The sequence below is a fragment of the Dyella sp. M7H15-1 genome (assembly GCF_004114615.1).
Lineage (GTDB): Bacteria > Pseudomonadota > Gammaproteobacteria > Xanthomonadales > Rhodanobacteraceae > Dyella_B.
In genome coordinates this window covers 3,491,312-3,511,698 of record NZ_CP035300.1, presented here as the reverse complement: position 1 = coordinate 3,511,698, position 20,387 = coordinate 3,491,312, and the positions used below count along the sequence as shown (strand labels likewise).

Sequence of the window (20,387 nt, the reverse complement as noted above, 5' to 3'; positions counted from 1 at the left end):
CATACAACAGCGCCACTCATCGTTACTAAAGCACGGTCTGTATTGATACCCGGAGATCGTCTTGGCGCATGAATAAAACCAAGCGTGGCGACAAGCTGGTGATTGGAACAGCGTTGGGGGTGCTGGCGGGCCGGGAATGTCGTTTGTTGCAACAAGCACTTGCCGCGCGCAAGGGACGCCACACGGGTATTCACGCTACGCGCCGGGCCTGCCGCCGCCTTCGCAGCCTGCTCGCTTTTTTCCAGTCACCTTACGATCAGCAACAGACCACAGCGCTCGACAAGTTGCTGCGGCAACTGGTACATGGATTTTCCGACCTGCGCGATGCACACGTTGCAATACGCACAGCCCGATTGCTCGCCAACAGCCACGAAGCAACGCTTACGCCTGCACTGATCGATCTGCTCGAAAACCGTAGCAAGGCCCTGCTCGAAACCGCACTGGAAAACGATCCGGAGTGGCGACGCCGATCTCGCAAGGCCGAGCGCATCACCAAGGCACTTGAAGCCCTGAACTGGCAGGCTATCACCCTGCCCATCGCCAAAGAAGCGCTGAAGCGCAGTGTCAAACGCATGAAAAAAACGCATCATATCGTGCAGCAGTGCCGCACCAATGACGCTTTTCACCGCTGGCGAAGGCGTGCCCGGCAAGTCCGTTATCAGCTCGCTTTTCTGGGCAAAGCCCATCGCATGGCCGGCACGAAGAAAAGTGATGCACGACGATACGATGCACGCATCAAGCGGCTTGACTTGATCATCGACCGATTGGGTTGGCGCCAGGATTTCCAGATTTTTCTGGCCATGCTGGATACGCTACCTCCTTCAGAGGAGGTAGCCACTCTGCGGGAGGAACTGACAAGAAAATCGACCGCATTGCGCACTCATTGACACACCAACACGGGAACATCGCAGCAACTCAGCACCCGATTGGTTTCACTGCCCAGCAAGATCCGGTCGAGCGTAGCGTAGCCGTGCGTGCTCATGACAATCAGGTCGCAATGCTGCTGTTTGGCCGCGCCGATGATAGCCACGTATGGACGGTGATCGAACGCATAACCCGACCCGACTTCCAGGCCCGCTTTCTTGGCCATCGCCTCGATATCGGTCAGATGCACCTGGGCACGAACAATCGCCCTTTCGGTATAGGAGTCTTCTGCGTGCTGAATCACGTCCGAAAAATAGGCTACCGCGGCGAGTGGCGCCAACACATGAAACGCATAGATACGCGCACCGAGTTTCTGTGCGAGTTGAATGCCGATCTCGGCCGCATGCAGGGCATGCTCGGAACCGTCGGTCGGTATAAGGATATGCGAGAACATGCTGCCCTCCTCCAATCTCCGGAACCTTTTGCGAACGCACCGAACTCATCTAACCGTGATCCATCCTGAGTGCAACGGAGTCGTCGCTCCTACTGTTGGGCTTGGCGTGATTTTACACCCGCGCCGCATGTCACGCAGGCAGCTTTGCTGCAACGCACCGTCAGGCTTTTTCAGTCAGGGCACAACGTACCTCAGCGGCGGGCGCGGAAGAACTCGCGCAATAACACCACCGACTCCTCCGCCAGCAAGCCGCCCTGCACATCGATGCGGTGGTTGTGGCGATCCGAGATCAAGGTGTCGAACACGCTGCCTGCTGCGCCCGTTTTAGGATCGGTGGTGCCATAAACCACACGCCCGATGCGGGCATGCACCAAGGCCATCGCGCACATAGCACAAGGTTCCAGCGTGACATAGAGCGTGGCGCCAATCATGCGATAGTTCGCCAGTTTCTCCCCTGCCGCGCGCAAGGCCATAATTTCGGCGTGCGCTGTAGGATCGTGCAGCGTGATGTTGCGATTCCAGCCCAGGCCGACAATTTGGCCATCTTGCACCAGCACAGCCCCTACCGGCACTTCGTTTTCCGCATCGCGCGCGTGCCCAGCCAATTGCAGGGCGTGTCGCATATGGGCTTCGTCTTCAACACTGAACACGGGCAAGCTTGGGTTGCTGTTCGATTCGTCAGCCATGTCAGCGATCAGGGTAGCTCTGCACAGGATCGGTGGCGTCACACCAGGTACGAATCACGAGCTAGACTGTTGAGTGTCCTGCATCTGCTCGCTGACTTTGCACCGCCACGAAGTGCGTTATTCTAGCCGATTTTTCAGCACTGTTTTTCTGGTACCGACTGAGCAAAGGGGACTATATGAATCGGTTCGTTGTAATCTCCGGCTGATCAGGCGGCGGTAAGTCCACGTTGCTCGCAGAACCTGGGCGACGAGGATACGCGGTCGTGGAGGAACCCGGCAGGCGGATCGTAAAGGCGCAGATTCACAGCAACGGTACGGCGTTACCTTGGATCGACCCGAAAGTGTTTTTGCATCATGCCATTGCTATGGTGCTCGCTAACCGCGCGGCGCTCGGCACGCCGGACAATTGGGTCTTCTTTGTAATTGGTACGGGTTCTGTAGCAATGGGCGAACCGCCTGACCTCAAACGCACGATGTAGCTCAAAGAAATTCGGCATAGCGCTGCAAAAGCTCGCGCATGGTCGAATCGAGCCTTTCGATGCCGGGGCGGGCAATGTCAATGCCATCGGCATCGATCCATTTTTCAAGCGTGGCGCATTGGGCAGCGACCTCCTGCTCGCCAAGCATCAACAACGCTCCCTTTACGGAATGGATGCGCGCCAGCAGTGTTTTCTGATCCTGAGTGCGGGCGGCTGCAAGAATGGCATTGAGATCTCGGGTGCCTGACTCGACAAAGATACGGAATACCTTTTCCGGATATTTCCCTGCCCAGGCCACCTTGACCAGCGATGCAAGGGAGGGGCTCGCCTGTGGCAGGTGACGCGACATGGCTTCACCCAGGCGATCCAGCGACAAGGGCTTGAGCAAGAGATCGTTGATGCCCGCCTGCTTGCAATGCACTTTTTCGCTGGCCAGTGCTGTTGCTGTCACCGCGAGAATCGGCACCGTAATGCCGCGCGCTCGCAACTGCTTCGTCAACTCATAGCCGTTCATATTGGGCATGTTGATATCGGTCAATACCACGTCGTAGCGGTCTTCATGCCACAGGCGAAGTGCAACCACGCCATCCTCGGCCGCATCGACGGTATATCCCAACGTTTCAAGTTGCTGCTGGATCAACTCACGATTGACGGGGTTATCGTCGACGAGCAATACCGAATGACGGCGACTGACGGTGTCGTTTTCCGAATAAGCCGACAAGACCTCGTCGTTTCGAAGCCCCGCGCTCGGTTCTGCTTCGAGAATGGCTATCAGCAAGGCTTGACTGGCATAGCAGGAAACGAAATGCACACCATCACGAAATTCAGGCAACAGTGGACCGTCGACGGTAGCTCTGACGACTCGTCGGACACGGTCCAGTACGGCGCGCTCCTCGTCTTCCTGCCATGCCTGACAATCGCCAAAGATAACCAGGGCATCGGCCTGCCCCACCCAATCCATATCCAGTTCCGATGGCAACGCAGCGACCATGACATCGGCGCCCCAACGACCGAGTAGCGCAGCAATCTCGACACGCCATTCCGCCGCAAGTGACAAGAGGGCGATACGATGCTTTGCAAGGGGACTACCCTCGGATGGCGACTCAAGCTTGTCCACAGTAGCGGGCAATTCGAACGAGAACACGCTGCCTACGGCAAGTGTGCTTTGCACTTCGATTTTTCCACCCATCAACTCGCTTAGCTGATGGCAAAGTGTCAGCCCCAACCCGCTGCCACCAAAACGTCGTGAAATACTGGCATCTGCCTGGGAAAACGGCTGAAAAACCTGCTGGCGCTGCTGCTCGGTCATGCCGATGCCCGAATCGATCACTTCGAAGCGCAGCCGGACCGGCTCGACACCTTGCTTCGGCGCGAGGCGAACACGCAAGACGATGCGGCCGGACTCCGTGAATTTCACCGCATTGCTTACCAGGTTGTTCAGCACCTGGCGAATGCGATGTGCATCGGCGACATAGCTCTTCGCCAACCCCGATTCCACGCCATAGTAAAGTTTCAAGCCTTTGCGCTGTGCCGCCGGAGCGTAAAGCAACGTAGTCTGCTCGATCAGTGGATGAAGCTCGAACGGCAGCGGATCGATATCCAGTTGACCGGCTTCGATACGTGAAAAGTCAAGCACGTCACTGATGATGCCAAGCAGTGCATCCGCCGAAAGACGAATACGCCCCAATCTCTCGCGCTGCGATGGTTCGAGGCGAGAGCGGCCAAGCAACTCCAGATGACCGAGAATGCCATTGAGCGGCGTACGGATCTCATGGCTCATCGTTGCCACAAAGGAGGTCTTTGCCAAGCTTGCCGATTCGGCAGCTTGCTTGGCTTGCTCCGAGTCACGACGGGCTTGACGCAGGTTTTCTTCAATTTCGGTACGCGCAGTCACATCGCGTAGTACACAGAAAAGTGCATCACGATCCTCGTAAACAATAGGCATCGCGGCAACCAGCAGGTGACGAATGTCTTTTCCGTGGACCTCAGTCAACGAAAGGTTGAACTCTCGCGTTTCCGGGCGGCCAATCAATGAACCTGTCGCGTTGGAGAAATTTTGCAACAATTGCTTGTAGAACGTGCCATCCGGATCCGCGATGTCCGTGGCGTATTCGCGTACAAGATCGTTTTGCAGCAGGGGAGCCCCATTTCGCATCGAAATAACACATAATCCGACGGGCGAGGTTTCGATCATGGTGCGATTGAGCAGTTCACTCTGGTAAACGCGTTTTGCGCGTGCCAACACTGGAGCAAATATGCTGCGGTCCTGGCGAATCAATAACAGCCAGAGTGTGCCAAGCAGCAGGATTGCCAGGGTGATAGCCACCAGAATCGGCACAAACTCGCCGCGCAGAATGTCCATCCAGTAAGTATCCCCCGGCAAAGCCGGGGGCTTTATTGGGTGAGCCCCTCAAAGGGGCGATAACAGCGTGAGCCGCCTGAAGGCGGCGGGCTACACGCCCAGCTTCATCTCGTCGTAACGTTCATCCTCTTGCTCTTGGTTTCGGATGTATGCCCTCACCATCGCTTCGTCCAAGCCCACCGTCGAGACGAAATAGCCTCGTGCCCAAAACGACTCCCCAGTGAAGTTTCGATTCCGTCCTCCGAACTTGCGCGCAATGGTGATGGCACTCTTACCCTTGAGGTAACCCACCACGTTCGACACTGCATACTTCGGCGGAATGCTGATGCACATGTGAATGTGGTCGCTCATCAGGTGGCCTTCCACAATCTGCGATTCCTTGTGCGAAGCCAACTCGTGGAAGACCTCGCCCAAGTGCTTGCGTAACTCTCCAAACACCTGCTTCTTTCTCCGCTTGGGAATGAACACCACGCGGTACTTACAGTCCCAACGGGCATGACTCAAGCTTTGATACTCTTTCATCGTGAACCTCGTCTCTTGGTCGAGATTTCAGGTTCACTACGACCGCCGTATAGGTCAAACCTTGGTGAGTCCCCCGGCAAAGCCGGGGGCTTACCTCATTCTGAGTTAGGGCATCTTTAATAGCGCTCTAATACCGTCAACATTTTTATTATCAACACAACTCGCTAGCCGGCTAATAAAGTCGTTAAGGATATCTATAGTAGAGGCATCCTTCCTTGCTGGTCCTTGAGCGATTTCCGTGAATGCCATCTCCATGTAATCAACAATCGGATCACCCACTAGGTCTTCAATATTTTTTATAAGACGCACTAAATCAACAGGTTTTTCTTCATATATATTCATGGATCCCGGATTTTCTTGTATTAAGTCATCAAAAATAGTATTCGTTTTTCTAAATGCCTCAAGTGCCGCCGTAAAATTGCGTTTAACCTCATCTAAAAAGCCATCTTTTGTAAATTCAGAATATGGCAATGACTTGTTATTTTTTAGTAATTCTTCAGTATTATGAGCCCATGAAATTAGCGCATTAAAGCTTGTCTCAATTGTTATCATGGCTTCGTTTTGAGCTTTTTTATATGCTTTTGTAGACAAGCCATTTTCTTGCGAAAAATTAATCTCGTGTGAGATTGCGCTTGAATCAACTTCAATATTTGAAGTAATATTATCACAATACGTTATTAGTAATTTTTTGCACTCATCAAGATCCTTACTATCCCTGAATTTTTCATATGCCGATTTTGCTAGCGCCTCGAAAGCACACTTTGAGTGCATACTCATATGCATACGATTTAGCCAATCAATTCTTTGTTCCTTCGTTGGCGCCACCCGTGCATTTACATTGAATATATCTTTGTGTCGAAAAAAATCACGGATATTATTAATTACACCTTGTACCTCATCATTGTTAGTGGCGCGATCGATCGCATCACGGAACGCTTGCAATTCTGGAGCGCAAATTTCACTCACTCGCGCCTCATTCATGAATGTAGCATCCATGCTAGCATCTAGTTTTTCTTTAACTAATCTTTTGGTCTCGTCGAAGTCTTTGCCGTCATTCACTGCAGTGACGAGTTTATCATTAAGCGATTTTGACAAATATTCACCATATCCATAAACATCTGTTGATTTTATTTGCCTACCATTAATGCTATTATATCTAACAATATGTAGCTCAGAAATATCAAGAACACGTGGACAAATGGCGGTGTTAAAGTTATTTACACACTCAATGACTTCAGAAATGGAGTTCGCAGCGCTCAAGGATTTTTTGAATTTTTCATTTTCCGAATCAATCTTTTTATATAACCCTCCAAGTAATGAATTGGTAGTTTTTGGCGAGTAATAGGCATTTCCATTACTACTGTGCATTTCTTGGAATATAGCGCGTTGCGGCGTCAAAGCAGGGGAGTTATTGCCCTTGCTTTCTCTCGCGCCGGCGCGTATCCTGGCTTCGTCTTCAGGTAAAATAACTCTGCCGAAGAACTCACTTGGGTCTTCTCCGTATACTGCTAACAAATAATGAGTTGCATTTACGGCCTCTTGCATTTTATTAGCACCCGTAATGTGTGCGATAGACCAGTAGTTTTTTTCGGCTGGCTTGATGCGGCCCATGTTTGGCATCTGCCCTACGCGGGCCTTCAAGAAGTGCGGGTTGGGAGATCCAATTGAATGTCCGCCAGTTGACATTGACGGTACTGAGTGAGTGAGTGAAGTCGCAGATGTAATCGATGGACGGTGGCCAAGAGGCTCAGATGCAGATTTAGCTGCAGGTTGCGTGGTTGGCGTTGTAGTGGTGGGAACACCATAGCCAGATACATTATTAGCATGCATGATTTTTAAACCTCTTATATATAAATATTAAACAAATGTTAAGACATCGGAAAAAGCCAGCCGCTTGGTACCGCATTGGCTCTTTAAGTGATGAACTTCTTTTTTCAATGCACATGAGGCCACAACAAAATTTCTTATGGCATTAAAAAGGTATTGATAATCTATCCTTGATACATCCAGGCTCACTGTGAATAAAACGCGACGATAAATGGGATCTAACGCTATACATCCACCCATTGTTTTCTTTTGTACAAAATTAAGCTCTAAAATTCCAAGCAATGTTTCTGATGACAAGAAATCAGTAGTTTCATTAGCAATGATAGTGGTCATTATTGCCAGATCAGATCCAATTGGCGCGTCTATAGTCATTTCGACTTCATCGACGATAAGTTCGCAACGAGAGCAGCGGTCAAGTTGGAGCGATACGCCATAGTGCTGCGAAATGTCGGCGAGCATGCTTTTTATAACTTCGTTAGCGTCCATTTTGTTACTTCATGCAGTGTTTTTGGCCAAGCTCTTGTAGCGAACCCACCTTGGAATGCCCGGATCGTTGTGACGAAACAACATACAAGCTCATCACAAGCATATCTAACCACGGGGTTTTGCATCCGTGTGCCTGAGGAGTGTGTCAACCACTTGGTCAAGTAGCACGAAGCACGCATTCAACGACGAAAAATGATGAGATGGCTATCATCAACCGTGACATAGGCCATGCCATCCTCATCAAATGACAATTCAGGCAGCTCAATCGTTGAACTAAATTCTGCAAGTGGTCGCTCAAAAGCGACTTTGTTCATATAGTTTTGTTACTAAAATTTGTGCTAGTAAAGGACCACCCATTTCTTTTGAAGATCTCTATCCATCGCCTCATAGCCAGCGACAAGCAGCACGAATTCCTTTGCAGATAGTCCATACATATTCAGTATCGAACAAAGTATCTCTTCGCTAAACAACGCTGACGATCCGGTATTTGCCTGAGATTTTGTGCATCCAAGATACCAACGCGTTGCAGGAAAGTGACGTCTCACTGGCCGACTCACAAGAATGGGCGCCGCCTGCCCCGCCACACTATGATCGCGACATCGATTCGCTTCTGCCGTTGAACGGGCACTGGCAGCCTGCATCCGCCTGCTGATCACGAATACAGCACTGCCTGACGTGACCTTGGGTGACGCTTACAGCACCTCTTATTCCAATGCCCTTTACTCATCGCAAGTAATTCATGCTGCTTCCTGAACAAGCGAAAACAATCACGTCAACAATCGGAAATACGATTGCGTTTCCCGCACTGCAAGCCGCCTTCCGTGGCTGCTTTAAATTTGGAGAAGACACTATGATCAGCATGACCCGCAAATTGGCCCTTGTTGCTGGCATCGGCCTTGCGCTGGCCAGTGTGAGCTATATCCCGCCAGCTTCGGCACAGGTGGTTGTTGGCGCGGTTGGCGTAGCACCGCCACCGCCGCGTTTTGAACGTGCTCCTCCGCCACGTCGTGGCTGGGTTTGGGCGCCGGGCTACTGGCGCTGGGATGGCTATGCACGCCGCCATGTGTGGGTGCCTGGTTACTGGATGCGCGAACGCGTCGGCTACCGCTGGTACCCCGGTACGTGGGTGCGGATGGGTCCGAGCTGGCGCTGGCGCGCGGGCTACTGGGGCCGCTGATCGAAGACCTAGAGCCTGTCGTCATGAGGTGTTGAAATATGGTTAACTACCCGCCATCGAATCTTGCTGGATGGAATCCTCTGTGACTGCGGCCTATCGACGCCATGACATCTCCGATGAAAAATGGGGTTTGCTTGAACCCCATTTGCCGGGTCAAGCGGGCCGATGGGGGCGTGTAGCCAAAGATAATCGGCAATTCATCAACGCAGTGTTCTGGATACTTCGCACCGGAGCGCTGTGGCGAGATTTACCACCCGAGTACGGCGATTGGAAGAATACCCATCGGCGCTTTTGTCGCTGGCGCGATAACGGCACATGGGAAGGTCTGTTGGAACGTGTGATGGATGAGCCGGACTTTGAGTGGCTGATGATCGATGCCAGTCACTGCAAGGTTCATCCTCATGCAGCGGGAGCTCGTGGCGGCAATCAGGGCATAGGTCTCACAAAAGGGGGCGCAACACCAAGATACATTTGGCCGTGGATGCGCATGGTATGCCAGTCCGAATTCTTGTTACAGAGGGTACCCGGGCAGATTGTTCGCAGGCTGCGGAACTGATCAAAGACATTCCTGCTGAGCATCTCATGGCCGACAAAGGTTATGACAGTGATGCCATTGTTGAGCAGGCTCATGAGCAAGGCATGCAGGCGCATATTCCGCCACGTAAAAACCGAAAAGAGCCGCGCGACTACGACACGTACCTGTATCGTCATCGCCACCTGGTTGAGAATGCGTTTTTGTACCTGAAACAGTGGCGTGGTGTGGCGACACGCTACGCGAAGAATCTGTCCTCTTTCCTTGCCGCTGTGCAAATTCGCTGCCTCGTCATGTGGCTCAGAATCTTATGACGACATGCTCTAGCCATGAGGGACCTGGCAATCAGGCTCGAAAAGCCCCCGCTTCGGCGAGGCTTTTTGGAACATGCTGTCGCTTGTTGCGTTGCGCCAGCGATCCACTCCGACTCGTACTAAACTCTACGGCGCTAACTCACCGCCCCAGCTTCTTGCTGGGGCTTTGAGTTTCAGGCGTCAGGTCCTTGGCAGGGCCCGAGCGCTTCAACTAAGTGGTAGCCTTCCCCGGCGCCGTCAAACGTGGAGTCCATGTTCCAATGATTTTCGAAACCATCGCCAAAACAGGCCACGAAGAAGTCGTCTTCTGCCACAACAAGGATGCCGGCCTGAAGGCCATCATTGCGATCCATAACACGGTGTTGGGCCCTGCATTGGGCGGCCTGCGCATGTGGCCGTACAAGACCGAGCAGGATGCGGTGAACGACGTACTACGCCTGTCACGCGGCATGACCTACAAGAACGCCGTAGCCGGCCTGAACCTGGGCGGCGGCAAGGCGGTAATCATCGGCGATCCGTCGAAAGACAAATCCGAAGCGCTGTTCCGCGCCTTCGGCCGTTTCGTCAACTCGCTCAATGGCCGTTACATTACGGCTGAAGATGTGGGCATCGACGTGAACGATATGGAATATGTGTTCCGCGAAACCGAATACGTGACTGGCGTGCACCAGGTACACGGTGGTTCGGGCGACCCGTCGCCATTCACCGCTTACGGCACGTTGCAAGGCCTGATGGCGGCGCTGAATTTCAAGCACGGCAACGAAGACGTGGGCAAATATAGCTACGCCGTGCAGGGTGCCGGCCATGTGGGCAGCGAGTTCATCAAGCTGCTGCGCGAACAGGGCGCGAAGGTGTTCGTCACCGACATCAACAAGGATGCCGTGCAACGCTGTGTGGATGAGCTGGGCTGCGAAGCCGTGGGCTTGGACGACATCTACGATGTCGATGCCGATGTGTATTCGCCCTGCGCGCTGGGTGGCACGGTGAACGAGCAGACCATCGATCGCATCAAGGCCAAAATCATCTGCGGTGCGGCCAACAACCAGCTTGCCAACGACGCGATCGGCGACGAACTGCAACGCCGTGGCGTGCTGTATGCACCCGACTACGCCGTCAATGCCGGTGGCGTTATGAACGTATCGCTGGAAATCGACGGCTACAACCGCGAGCGCGCTATGCGCATGATGCGCACGATTTACTACAACCTGGGCCGCATCTTCGAAATCAGCAAGACGCAGAACGTGCCCACCTATAGAGCAGCGGACCGTCTGGCGGAAGAGCGCATCGAGGCGATCGGCAAGATCAAACTGCCGCATATGGGCAACGGCGCGCCACGCTTTGCGGGGCGTATGCGCGGGCAGTAATTCGCTGCTTGTCATGCTGAAGAAAGAAGGGAGTAAATTCGTTGCACGCAATGCATTGAAATTGCTATGCACCCTTCTTTCCTGGTTGAGCCTGAGCACACATGCCCAAACCGCATCGCCCGACCTGCTTCACAACATATTTGCCGAACTAAACCAACACTCCGCCGTGCGCGCATCTTTCACCCAGCAGCGCCAGATACCCGCCCTTACCCAATCGCAACACAGCCGTGGGCAACTGCTGTTCGTATCCGGCCGCGGCATGTTGTGGCAAGTGCAACAGCCTTATCAGGAAATGCTGGCGCTCACCGGTAATCAGACCGCGCGCATCGACGCCAGTGGCCGCATGCAATCCGTGCGCAATGAACGTGGCATCAGCCAGATTTCGCAAATGCTGCAATCCATGCTAGCCGGGCGGCTCGATGCGGTGATGCGGCAGTTCAATGTCAGCGCGGATGGCTCGGTTGCGCGGTGGACGCTGCATTTCACGCCAAAGCAGACGCGCGTGGCGCAGGTGCTGCGCGACATCCAGCTTGACGGCGGCAGCTTTCTGCAGGGCATTCGCATCAATATGCAAGATGGCACGCAGACGGATATCCGCATGACCGACACCCGTGACGCCGGTCCGCTGAGCGCACTGGAAAAGCACTCACTCGGTCTGCCATGAGTCCACGGAGTCTGTGGCTACGCGCAGCTTGGTTTGCAGCGGCGACGCTGCTTCTCGCTGTGCTTGGAACATGGCTACTGTTGGGTCATGGCAGCTCCGCCATCCAGACCGATCTGCTGGCTATGCTGCCGGCGACCGAGCAAAACCCGCTGGCGGAAGTGGCCGCGCATCGGCTGGCACACGCCAACGGCGATCGTGTGATTCTACTGGTTGCCAATGCCAACGATGATCGCGCCAAAGCGGCAGCACGCGAATTGGGGCGTGCACTGGGCAAAAATAGCGTGTTTGCCACGGTAACGGCCGAGTTGCCGCCCTTCAACCTGCAGCAACGGGTGGCACCCTATCTGGCGCATCGCTTCAACCTGCTTGCCGATGCGGATCGCACTGCGCTAGCGCGACCCGGATATGATCCGGCGCAGGCATTAGTGCAGCACGTGAACGAACCTTTTGTCACCGGCGTGGCCACACGCCTGCAGGATGCCCCCTTCGGCTGGCTGCAGCACTGGCTGGACCAGCAGCCCTGGAACCGCTCGCCACTGGTACCGGAGGACAATCTGCTGACCGCACATCGCGGTGAAGTCAGCTACGTGCTAGTGACGGCCACGCTCAAAGGCTCCTCGTACGACGATGCCATCCAACGCCGTGCACTGGGCGCGCTGGACCAGGCCGAACTGGCGACGCAACGTGATCAACCCGGCACCCGCATCCTGCGCACTGGCGCCGTGTTCTATGCCGCCGCTGCACGTGCCGACGCGGAGCACGACGTACATCTGGTCGGACTCGTTTCCACCATCGGCATCGCCCTGCTACTGCTGGGCGTGTTCCGCTCACCCGGCCCCTTGCTGTTGGCGTTTCTATCCACCGCGATCGGTATTGTCGCGGCGACAATACTTTGCGTGCTGATCTTTGGGCATATCTATCTGTTGACGCTGGTATTCGGTGCAGCCTTGCTGGGCGAAGCCGTGGATTATTCCATTCAGTACCTGAGTGCGCGCGCGAATGCCGGCGATGCATGGGAACCACGCAAAGGTTTACGCCAGGTACGGCCAGCGCTGTTGCTGGCGTTGGGTACATCGCTGCTGGGCTATGCCCTGCTTGGTCTTGTACCGTTTCCGGCGCTGCGCCAGATGGCCTGCTTTGCCATGACCGGCATGACGGTGGCGTGCTTGAGTGTGTTCGGCTTGTTGCCGGCCTTGCTGCAACGGCCCGCGAAACCGCTGTCGACCACGTCAGTGCATATTGCACGCATATTGCAGGAAAGTGTTGCTCGCACTGCGTACGGACGCCGCGCCGTGGCACTCGCGGTGGTCCTGTTGCTGCTGGCGATGCCCGGCTGGTGGCAATTGCGCCATGACGACGACGTGCACCTGCTGATCGCGCCCCCTGCCGCACTGACCGAACAAGAGAAGCAGATCCGTGACATTACCGGCCTTGGCAACGGCACCCAGTTCTATCTGGTGCAAGGCAAGGATCAGGAACAGGTTCTGCAGCGCGAGGAAGCACTGGAACAACGCTTGCAGCCGTTGGTCGAGGCGAACTCCTTGCAGGGATGGCTTGGCCTGGCTGGCATGGCGCCTTCGTTGCAGCGTCAGCAGGCAAACCAGGCGCTGCTGGCGCCGTTGTTCGTGCAACCGGAACGCATGCGGCAATGGTTGAGCCATGTGGGATTTCGCGCCAATGATATCGAACCATACATCCATGCATGGCCCGGCACGCCCCTCGACTTGCAGGCATGGCTGAAGACTCCGATAGCAACACCTTTTCGCTACTTGTGGATGGGCGATGAGGCACATCACGGCGCCGCCTCGCTCGTGCTGCCACAAGGCGATGCACCGGTTGCCATGCTTCAGCACGCAGCCGATCATTTGCCTGGCGTCATGCTAGTTGACAAACCCGCCAGCATTTCCGCGCTCTTTGGACGGTATCGACGTTACGCCAGTGTCTGGCTACTGGCTGCCGTGTTGCTGATCGTACCGGTATTCGGCTGGCGCTATGGTTGGCGCGAGGTACCGCGTGTGCTGGCGCCGCCGGTGCTGGGTATCGGCTTTACGCTTGCCGTGCTCGGTTATTTGCATCAGCCGCTGACCTTGTTTCATTGGATGGCGCTGATGCTGGTACTGGGCGTGGGCGCCAACTACGCGGTTTTCCTGCGTGAAGGTGAGCCGCATGTCATGCATCATCCCGGCGCGATGTACGCCAGCGTGCTGCTTTCCGCCTTCACGGCCCTGTTGTCGTTCGGCCTGCTAGCCTTGAGTTCCATGCCGGCACTGCGGGATTTCGGCCTTACCTTGCTGCTGGGTATTGGCTTCACGGTCTTGCTGGTACCGACCAGCACAACCTCGCGAAAAAGGCAGGACGCATGATGGACTTCATCATCGATCAATGGCGCGCCTGGGCACCCGGCCTGGATAACAACGAAGCGTGGCAGGCGTGGTCGCGCACCCCAATGCGCATGCCTGATGACGGCAGCCAACCAAGCTGCGATTTCCTGCCCGCTCTGCAGCGCCGCCGCCTCAGCCGATTGGCACGCATGACCTTGCATGTTGCGTGGCCCCTATGCGGTGAAGACGAACAACTTCCCTTCGTATTTGCCTCGCACCACGGTGAAACGTCCCGTGCCTATGCGCTGCTAAGTGACGTAACGGATCAGCAACCGCTGTCACCTACACAATTTGGCTTGTCCGTGCATAACGCCATCGCTGGGCAGTGGTCGATCCTGTGCGGTCAACATGGCGAATCCGTGGCTATTGCGGGCGAGGCCGATACCTTTGAACACGCCATGTTGGAAGCCGTTGCCATCCTGAGCGAAGGTGCCCCCGCCATACTGGTCGTGGTCGCGGAGGAACAGCCACCCGAAGCCTACCGTGACTGGATCGACGACATACCGTTTTCCTATACGGTGGCGCTGAAAGTGAAGGCCGCTGGCGTGGATGAACGCGCGCAAAGCAACAAACGCTGGCAATTGCGACTGGAATCGAACCAACACAAGATCGCCCCAGCGACGTGGCCACACGCATTGGAATTCGTGCGTGCACTCCACCAGCAAAGCAACGCATTGGAGCACGCGTGGAAAACACGTCGATGGATCTGGCAACGGTCATGAAAGCACATCGGAACGCATGCCCAAGCTGACGTCCATTCTGTTTACGCTGACCGGAGTGCTTTATCCGTTCCTGGTATATCTGGGAGCGAATCGTGCGCAGCCAGCGCTGTTTGCACTCGGACTTGCCGTGGCCTGGCTCATGCGGGCGCCCAACCTGCTGAAGCAGCCGGGTGGACGCTGGATGTTGGCAGCGGCGCTGGTTTACTGCGCACTACTGGCCTTCAGCGGCAAAGCAACGCTATGGCGCTGGTATCCCACCCTGATCAGCGCCGTGTTGCTTGGCGTCTTTGGCTTGAGCCTAAGATACGGCCCGCCGATCATCGAACGTATCGCTCGTGCGAGCGAGCCGAACCTTCCAGACGCAGCCATTCCCTATACGCGCAAAGTGACCTGGGTCTGGGTGGGGTTCTTTATCTTCAACGGCGCGGTATCGGCCGCGCTCACGATGTGGGCATCGCTGAACGTGTGGACGCTGTACAACGGCTTGCTGGTGTACGTCATCCTAGGGGTACTGTTTGTTGGCGAATGGCTGTGGCGTCAGCGCCTGCGAGGTGCCGTGTAAACATGTCAGCACACTCAACCCGAACCCGCATGGACATCTACCTCAACACACTGGGCGTGATCTGCAACCTTGGTGCAGGCAAGTCCGTCGTTGCCGAAGCCCTGTTTCGCGGCGATACCCGCGGTATTCGTCCGGAGCAAGGCTGGATTCCTGGTCACGCGCCACCGCTTGGCGCGGTGCGTGCGAAACTGCCGCCCATACCCGATGCGCTACGCGAGCATCACAACAATCGCAATAACCGCCTGTTGCTCGCCGCTGCATGGGAGATAGAAACGGATATTCACGACGCGATCGAACGTTATGGCCGCGCGCGTATCGGCGTCGTGCTCGGCACCAGCACCAGCGGCATCGAAGAAGCCACCTATGGTATCGATGCTTATCGTCGCAATGGCGTGTGGCCGGCGGATTATCGATATACGCATCAGGAACTGGCCGCGCCCGCCGAGTTCCTGGCCGAATGGCTGGAACTGGCCGGGCCACGCTACGGCATTTCCACCGCATGCACATCCGGCGCACGCGCCTTGTTGAGCGCACAGCGCCTGCTTCGGATAGGCGTGTGCGATGCTGTGCTTTGTGGCGGCGTGGATACGTTGTGTCGCCTAGCCATCAATGGCTTCCATGCGCTAGAAGCGGTGGATCTGCAGCGCTGCAACCCGTTCTCGAAACATCGGCGCGGCATCAATATCGGGGAAGCGGCAGCGCTGTTCCTGATGACACGCGAAACCGGGCCCGTGCAGTTTCTGGGCGGTGGCGCAAGTTCGGATGCCTATCACATGTCTTCGCCCGATCCACAAGGCGGCGGCGCGCAAAAAGCCATGCGCGATGCTTTGCGCCATGCCGGCCTGGCGGCGGCGCAAATCGACTACATCAACCTGCACGGCACCGCCACCGAGCATAACGACAGCATGGAAAGCCTTGCCGTCACCACGATGTTCGAGCATGCCGTGCCGTGTTCGTCCACCAAATCGCTCACCGGCCACACGCTTGCCGCAGCCGGGGCGCTGGAAGCAGCATTTTGCTGGCTAAGCCTCACTGATACATTTGCCGAACGGCGCCTGCCCCCACATGTGTGGGATGGGCAAGCGGATCCCGCACTGCCTGCGCTGAATCTGGTACAAACAGGCAATCATTTGCCCGCGGGTGGCCGGCGCTATCTGATGAGCAATTCTTTTGCTTTCGGTGGCAATAACGCCTCGCTGATCCTGGGGGATCCGGCATGATGCTGCACCCCGCACATAGGTCGAAACCCGATTGCCGGAGACACACTGCATGACGGATACCGTTCTGGTTACCGGCTCCAGCCGCGGCATCGGACGAGCCATTGCCTTGCGACTGGCACAAGCCGGCTACGATCTGGTTCTGCACTGCCGCAGCCGGCGTGACGAGGCCGAGCAGGTGCGGGCAGCGATCACAGCGCTGGGTTGCCATGCACACATTTTGCAATTCGATGTCGCCGACCGTGCAGCTTGTGTTGCCACTCTCGAAGCAGATATTGAAGCGCATGGCGCTTATACGGTGTGGTCTGCAATGCCGGCCTGACCCGCGATGGCGCCTTTCCGGCCTTGACCGACGACGATTGGGACCGAGTATTGCGCACCAATCACGCGACAGGTGCTTTCGGTTAACGGGGGGCTGTGCTGAGGAAAGTCGACTGGAGCTCCTTCTTCCCGGAAGGGGACTGTCTCTTGTCCCTGTAATCTGCGGTGTCGTTGTTAGGGATGCGATCTGCACCTCACCCTCTGGCGCATGTACAGATTGTGCGCACCCTGATGCGCCGCATCAGAGTCCAAACAGATCCCTGCGCTACAATTTCTTGGTTAAATCCCCTCCTCAGGAGTTTCGTGATGCGCCCGTTCCCGCTCGGTGAAGAGATCGACCTGCTGCGCGAAAGCGTTGCCGCCTTCGCGGAAAAGGAGATCGCGCCACGCGCCCATAACATCGACCGCGAGAACCAGTTCCCACACGACCTGTGGCGCAAGATGGGGGACATGGGCTTGCTTGGCATGACCGTGTCGGAGGAATACGGCGGCACTGGCATGAGTTTCCTCGCGCATATGGTAGCGATGGAGGAAATCTCCCGCGCATCCGGTTCGGTGGGCCTTTCGTATGGCGCGCACTCCAACCTATGCACGCAGAACATTTTTCACAACGGCAACGAAGCACAGCGTCGCAAATACATTCCCAAACTGTGCTCAGGCGAATATATCGGTGCGCTGGCAATGAGCGAACCAGGGGCCGGTTCCGACGTGGTTGGCTCCATGACCTGCAAGGCCGAACGGCGTGGCGATGTTTGGGTAGCCAACGGTTCCAAAATGTGGATCACCAACGGCCCTGACGCCGATGTATTGTTGGTCTACATGCGCACAGCGCCGCGCGTGGCGGGCAGCCGCTGCATGACGGCCTTTATCATCGAAAAAGGCATGAAGGGTTTCAGCACCGCGCAAAAGCTGGACAAGCTCGGCATGCGCGGCTCCAACACTTGCGAATTGGTGTTTGAGAATTGCGAGATTCCTGTCGAAAGCATCGTCGGTGAAGTGAACGAAGGCGTACGCGTACTGATGAGTGGCCTGGATACGGAACGCCTGGTGCTGTCCGGCGGTCCGATCGGCCTGATGCAGGCATCGCTGGATCTCGTTTTGCCCTACGTGCGCGAGCGCAAGCAATTCAATGCGCCCATCGGCACCTTTGGCGTGATGCAGGCAAAAATGGCGGACATGTACACCAAGCTGCAGAGTTCGCGTAGTTTTGCCTATATGGTGGCAAAGGAATTCGATGCGGGCATGACGTCGCGCATCGATCCTGCAGCGTGCCTACTCAATGCTTCAGAGAATGCCGTGAAGGTCGCTCTGGAGGCAATCCAGGCGCTGGGTGGCAATGGTTATATCAATGAATTCCCAGCCGGACGCCTGTTGCGCGATGCGAAGCTTTATGAAATTGGCGCGGGCACGAACGAAATTCGCCGCATGCTGATCGGGCGCGAGTTGTTTCACGGTTGGAAATAACCCCATCCACGCGGCGTAGAGGCAAAAACGGAACTCGATCAACGCCTCTTCGAGACCCGCACGGCTATACACCGTGAGCCGATCCAGCTTTTCCTTCAACGTGCCAAACAGCCGTTCAACGCGGCCATTCTCCCACGGGTGGCCAGGCTTGCTGAGCTGATGGCGAATACCCAGCCTCTATTTTCGAGGGTTCCGGCGTAGACCCCCGGGCATGCGTGATCCTGCATCACCTCTCCCTGCACGGAACGGCTTGGAGTTCACCTGTCCAGTGGCTTGCGAAGCGTCTAAGGGTGGAATTGCCTGCGACGCCCAGAGACGCCACGCATGGGGCGAGTCTTAGTCACGATCGGCTGCCTCGCCGCAGGCGATAGCTGACGGGGCTGACGTGGTGCAGCGCTCGCTAATTTAATATTCGGCGCTAATCGCTGTATTAAACGGCGCCGTCATACGGTTTTCTGGGTGGTTGGTCGAGGTCGGTACTGGCGAAATCCGTGCCGTGATATTAAATTAATATCCGGTCGATTTCGGAGTATTAAAAAGTCATGTCTAAGTATTTTTTTCGACCAGCACTGGCGAAGGATGTGGCCGAGCGCCTTCTCGGAAACGGGATGTTCAGCACGACCACCCTCTTCCTGGGCGCTGCGCGTCGCACCGGCAAGTCCAACTTCCTCATGCAGGATCTACGGCCCGCCCTGGAAGAAAGGGGCGCGACGGTGATGTATGTCGACCTGTGGGCAGACAAATCGCGAGACCCTGGCGAGCTTATTGCGATCACCATCGCCAATGCGCTGGCTGCCGCCCAAGGAATGATCACCCGTGCGGCCAAGGCGGCAGGACTAAGCAAGGTGAGCATCAAGGGTGTCGAGGTCACGCTCTCCCAGGTTGGTAACACGCAAGGCGCTTCGCTCGCCGATGCGCTCCAGGCACTCCAGGATAAGGTCGCTAATCCGATTGTCCTGATTGTCGACGAAGCGCAACACACGATCACAACCAGGTCCGGCATGGACGCGATGTTCGCCCTGAAGGCCGCCCGTGACATCCTGAACGCCAGCGGCAAACAACGCTTTTGTCTCGTGATGTCGGGATCGGACCGGGACAAACTGTTGCGCCTGGTGCACGGCAACAACACGCCCTTCCTTGGATCACACATCGACGATCTGCGGCTCTTGGATGAGGATTTTTCAGCGCATTTGGCCGCGCAACTTGCCGTCGACGTTCCCTCCCTCCACATCGACAACGCTCGGTTGGCCGCCACGTTTCGCCGCTTCGACCACCGGCCGGAAGAGATGCTGCACGCCTTAAATGTTGTGGCTGGCCCTTTTGGGGGAGGCCGGAACGATCGATTTCATCAACTTTTAGATGAGGAGGCCAATAAATACGAAGCGAAGCGCGCTTCCGAATATATGACCGCGTACGAAGGCCTCTCCAAGTTGCAACGCGCCGTGCTCACGCGTGTCTTGTCGAACGGGCACGACGGTCGCCTGTTCACGGCCGATGCGCTGGCCGAATACAGCAGGGCGCACGGCAGGAAAGTGGCGGCCGGCTCCGCCCGCGGAGCCATCGAAAAGCTGCGCGCCATTGAGCCGCCGCTAATCTGGAAATCCGAGCGTGGTGACTACGCTGTCGAAGACAGTGGGATGCGGCGTTGGTACGAGCGCCTCGTGCAGCAAAAAGCTTGGCCACCCGTAACCTGAGTGCCGCCAGAGTGAGGGGGTGACATATCGCGGCCCTCAGCTGGTAAAAAGTCAGATGCATACCGCAATGGCCAGCGATGCTCTGGCCCTCGTTGGCCTACGCACTGAGAGTCAATGGGAGGCGTTACGGCCATCCCCTTTTAGATGTCGCAATTTGGGCGCCGCCTCCACGAGCCATCGGCGCTTTCTTGATGGATGCGAATCACCTCGTCAACCACCCAGATGGGTTTGCGAGGGTGGTGCCGATACGGCTTGCGCATGCCTTTGCGGCGATAAATGTTCCGTGGCTTTCGCT

Annotated in this window: 19 protein-coding genes and 2 pseudogenes; 12 read left to right on the top strand and 9 right to left on the bottom strand. The window is 56.0% G+C overall.

What is annotated here, in order from left to right:
* Positions 1 to 68: 68 nt before the first annotated feature.
* Complete coding sequence (locus EO087_RS16030) at positions 69 to 887, top strand: CHAD domain-containing protein (RefSeq protein WP_128899735.1); 819 nt, start codon at positions 69 to 71, stop codon at positions 885 to 887.
* Here the strand turns inward: EO087_RS16030 and EO087_RS16025 are convergent.
* Positions 881 to 1,318 (bottom strand): universal stress protein, encoded by a 438-nt coding sequence (locus tag EO087_RS16025; protein ID WP_128899734.1) that lies wholly within the window; start codon positions 1,316 to 1,318, stop codon positions 881 to 883. The genes EO087_RS16030 and EO087_RS16025 overlap by 7 nt on opposite strands.
* Before the next feature lie 191 nt (positions 1,319 to 1,509).
* Complete coding sequence (gene tadA, locus EO087_RS16020; RefSeq protein ID WP_128899733.1) at positions 1,510 to 2,004, bottom strand: tRNA adenosine(34) deaminase TadA; 495 nt, start codon at positions 2,002 to 2,004, stop codon at positions 1,510 to 1,512.
* 263 nt (positions 2,005 to 2,267) lie between these two features.
* Here tadA and EO087_RS16015 point away from each other — a divergent pair, with 263 nt between their 5' ends.
* On the top strand, positions 2,268 to 2,483 hold the full coding sequence (locus EO087_RS16015; protein WP_240669085.1) for a hypothetical protein: 216 nt from the start codon (positions 2,268 to 2,270) through the stop codon (positions 2,481 to 2,483).
* Between the two features lies 1 nt (position 2,484).
* On the opposite strand, the gene EO087_RS16010 is transcribed toward EO087_RS16015, so the two are convergent.
* The 5 genes from EO087_RS16010 to EO087_RS16860 all read right to left on the bottom strand — a co-directional run bounded on the left by EO087_RS16010 (position 2,485) and on the right by EO087_RS16860 (position 7,994).
* Complete coding sequence (locus EO087_RS16010) at positions 2,485 to 4,845, bottom strand: hybrid sensor histidine kinase/response regulator (protein ID WP_128899732.1); 2,361 nt, start codon at positions 4,843 to 4,845, stop codon at positions 2,485 to 2,487.
* Positions 4,846 to 4,935: 90 nt separating this feature from the next.
* Entirely contained in the window at positions 4,936 to 5,367 is a 432-nt protein-coding gene (tnpA, locus tag EO087_RS16005) for an IS200/IS605 family transposase (protein WP_128897488.1), read from the bottom strand.
* A gap of 105 nt (positions 5,368 to 5,472) precedes the next feature.
* Positions 5,473 to 7,197 carry a hypothetical protein gene (locus tag EO087_RS16000; RefSeq protein ID WP_128899731.1) on the bottom strand — a complete coding sequence of 575 codons (1,725 nt, stop codon included), beginning with the start codon at positions 7,195 to 7,197 and terminating at the stop codon, positions 5,473 to 5,475.
* A gap of 27 nt (positions 7,198 to 7,224) precedes the next feature.
* A complete protein-coding gene (locus tag EO087_RS15995) occupies positions 7,225 to 7,680 on the bottom strand; it encodes a type III secretion system chaperone (RefSeq protein ID WP_128899730.1) in 456 nt (151 codons plus the stop codon).
* A gap of 179 nt (positions 7,681 to 7,859) precedes the next feature.
* Positions 7,860 to 7,994, bottom strand: coding sequence for a type III secretion system chaperone (locus EO087_RS16860; protein WP_240669084.1), 135 nt, complete (start codon positions 7,992 to 7,994; stop codon positions 7,860 to 7,862).
* Positions 7,995 to 8,539: 545 nt separating this feature from the next.
* Between EO087_RS16860 and EO087_RS15990 the strand changes: the two genes are divergently transcribed.
* The 5 genes from EO087_RS15990 (at position 8,540) to EO087_RS15970 (ending at position 14,094) form a co-directional block, all read left to right on the top strand.
* Complete coding sequence (locus EO087_RS15990) at positions 8,540 to 8,857, top strand: hypothetical protein (RefSeq protein WP_343133166.1); 318 nt, start codon at positions 8,540 to 8,542, stop codon at positions 8,855 to 8,857.
* 70 nt (positions 8,858 to 8,927) lie between these two features.
* Positions 8,928 to 9,703 (top strand): IS5 family transposase gene (locus EO087_RS15985; protein ID WP_240669083.1). Its coding sequence is split into 2 segments (ribosomal slippage): positions 8,928 to 9,297 and positions 9,297 to 9,703, totalling 777 coding nucleotides; the frame shifts between segments, so codons are not numbered across the junction.
* Positions 9,704 to 9,963: 260 nt separating this feature from the next.
* Positions 9,964 to 11,067: a Glu/Leu/Phe/Val dehydrogenase dimerization domain-containing protein gene (locus EO087_RS15980; protein WP_128899728.1), complete on the top strand. Its 1,104-nt coding sequence runs from the start codon at positions 9,964 to 9,966 to the stop codon at positions 11,065 to 11,067.
* Between the two features lie 13 nt (positions 11,068 to 11,080).
* Positions 11,081 to 11,731: an outer membrane lipoprotein carrier protein LolA gene (locus EO087_RS15975; RefSeq protein ID WP_128899727.1), complete on the top strand. Its 651-nt coding sequence runs from the start codon at positions 11,081 to 11,083 to the stop codon at positions 11,729 to 11,731.
* A complete protein-coding gene (locus EO087_RS15970; protein WP_128899726.1) occupies positions 11,728 to 14,094 on the top strand; it encodes an MMPL family transporter in 2,367 nt (788 codons plus the stop codon). Before EO087_RS15975 ends, EO087_RS15970 begins: the two co-directional genes overlap by 4 nt.
* Positions 14,095 to 14,390: 296 nt before the next feature.
* Here EO087_RS15970 and EO087_RS16335 read toward each other — a convergent pair whose 3' ends face one another.
* Entirely contained in the window at positions 14,391 to 14,717 is a 327-nt protein-coding gene (locus tag EO087_RS16335; RefSeq protein WP_164931873.1) for a hypothetical protein, read from the bottom strand.
* Positions 14,688 to 14,788: pseudogene (locus EO087_RS16330) on the bottom strand. The gene EO087_RS16335 and the pseudogene EO087_RS16330 overlap by 30 nt, the downstream one beginning before the upstream one ends.
* Positions 14,789 to 14,850: 62 nt before the next feature.
* Here EO087_RS16330 and EO087_RS15960 point away from each other — a divergent pair.
* From EO087_RS15960 to EO087_RS15935, 5 genes and pseudogenes are all read left to right on the top strand, one after another.
* Positions 14,851 to 15,396 carry a hypothetical protein gene (locus tag EO087_RS15960; RefSeq protein WP_128899724.1) on the top strand — a complete coding sequence of 182 codons (546 nt, stop codon included), beginning with the start codon at positions 14,851 to 14,853 and terminating at the stop codon, positions 15,394 to 15,396.
* Between the two features lie 29 nt (positions 15,397 to 15,425).
* Positions 15,426 to 16,616, top strand: coding sequence for a beta-ketoacyl-[acyl-carrier-protein] synthase family protein (locus EO087_RS15955; RefSeq protein WP_128899723.1), 1,191 nt, complete (start codon positions 15,426 to 15,428; stop codon positions 16,614 to 16,616).
* A gap of 49 nt (positions 16,617 to 16,665) precedes the next feature.
* Positions 16,666 to 16,997 (top strand): annotated as a pseudogene (locus EO087_RS15950) (SDR family NAD(P)-dependent oxidoreductase); the annotation flags it as partial.
* 243 nt (positions 16,998 to 17,240) lie between these two features.
* Positions 17,241 to 18,398 carry an isovaleryl-CoA dehydrogenase gene (locus EO087_RS15945; RefSeq protein ID WP_128899722.1) on the top strand — a complete coding sequence of 386 codons (1,158 nt, stop codon included), beginning with the start codon at positions 17,241 to 17,243 and terminating at the stop codon, positions 18,396 to 18,398.
* Positions 18,399 to 18,940: 542 nt separating this feature from the next.
* Positions 18,941 to 20,092 carry an ATP-binding protein gene (locus EO087_RS15935; protein ID WP_128899721.1) on the top strand — a complete coding sequence of 384 codons (1,152 nt, stop codon included), beginning with the start codon at positions 18,941 to 18,943 and terminating at the stop codon, positions 20,090 to 20,092.
* Positions 20,093 to 20,387: the final 295 nt, after the last annotated feature.